Genomic DNA, 1,208 nt, shown 5'->3' with positions numbered 1-1,208 from the left:
CCCTTGCACCATCCCGAATTCACTATGCTCGAATGGTACCGGGTGGGCGAGGCCTATGAGAGCCTGATGCTGGATTGCGCCGCCTTTCTGGCGCTGGCCGCGACGAGGGCAGGGGCGAATCTTTTCTCCTTCCGGGGCCGCGACTGCGATCCGTTTGCCGAGCCGGAACGGCTGACGGTGGCCGATGCCTTCACCCGCCATGCCGGCATCGACCTGCTGGCCACGGTCGCCGCCGACGGCGGCACCGACCGCGACGCGCTGTACGCCGCTTTGGACCAAGCCGGCTTGCGCACCGCGCCCGACGACAGTTGGGCCGACCTGTTCAGCCGGGTCATGGTGGAAAAGGTCGAGCCCTTCCTCGGGCAAAGGCGGGCGACCATCCTGTGCGAATATCCCGTGGCCGAGGCGGCACTGGCGCGGCCGAACCCGCGCGACCCGCGCGTCGCCGAGCGCTTCGAGCTCTATTGCTGCGGTGTCGAGCTCGCCAACGGCTTTGGCGAATTGACCGACGCCAAGGAGCAGCGCCGGCGCTTCGTCATCGAGATGGACGAGAAACAGCGCATCTATGGCGAACGCTATCCGCTGGACGAGGATTTTCTCGCCGCCCTCGCCATCATGCCGCCGGCCAGCGGCATCGCGCTCGGCTTCGACCGGCTGGTGATGCTGGCGACCGGCGCGCAGAAAATCGAGGATGTCATCTGGACGCCGGTCGCCTGACGCGCGGGAAGATCTGGCCCATTCGATTTCAGGGACGAAGGCTGGACCCTGACCCCGAACCAAGAGACCACATGATCGGTACGGGATTTCAAGGTCAATCGGGAAGATCCAGCAGTGGCAGCACAGGAAACCGTTGAAATCGCCATTGTCGGCGCGGGCGTGGTCGGGCTGGCGACGGCGCTTCGCCTTGCCGAGGAGGGCCGCGAAGTGTTGCTCATCGACCCCAATGAGCCGGGCTCCGGCGCCTCATCAGGCAATGCCGGAACGATCGCCGAATACGCTTGCATGCCGGTCGGCACGCCTGCCGTGCTGCGCGCTTTGCCAAACCTGCTGCTTAATCCCGACAGCCCGTTTTCGCTGCGCTGGCCGGCACTGCTGCAACTGGCGCCGTGGCTGGTCCGGTTCATGCGGCAATCGCTGCCGGCGGCGACCCGGGCCAATGCGCTGGCGCTTGCCGGACTGCTGGCCGGCGCCTTGCCGGCCAGCAGTCC

2 protein-coding genes are annotated in these 1,208 nt (G+C 66.7%); both read left to right on the top strand.

Annotated features, from left to right (window positions below; all coding sequences use genetic code 11):
- A partial coding sequence (locus EN935_RS36725; RefSeq protein ID WP_127374275.1) for an amino acid--tRNA ligase-related protein occupies positions 1 to 717 on the top strand: 717 nt, incomplete at its 5' end.
- A 114-nt stretch (positions 718 to 831) separates the two neighbouring features.
- Positions 832 to 1,208 (top strand): FAD-binding oxidoreductase (locus EN935_RS36720; protein WP_164771718.1); only part of this gene is annotated, 377 nt, incomplete at its 3' end.

This window comes from Mesorhizobium sp. M7D.F.Ca.US.004.03.1.1, assembly GCF_003998635.1.
Lineage (GTDB): Bacteria > Pseudomonadota > Alphaproteobacteria > Rhizobiales > Rhizobiaceae > Mesorhizobium > Mesorhizobium loti.
This window is presented reverse-complemented; position numbering and strand designations above follow the sequence as displayed.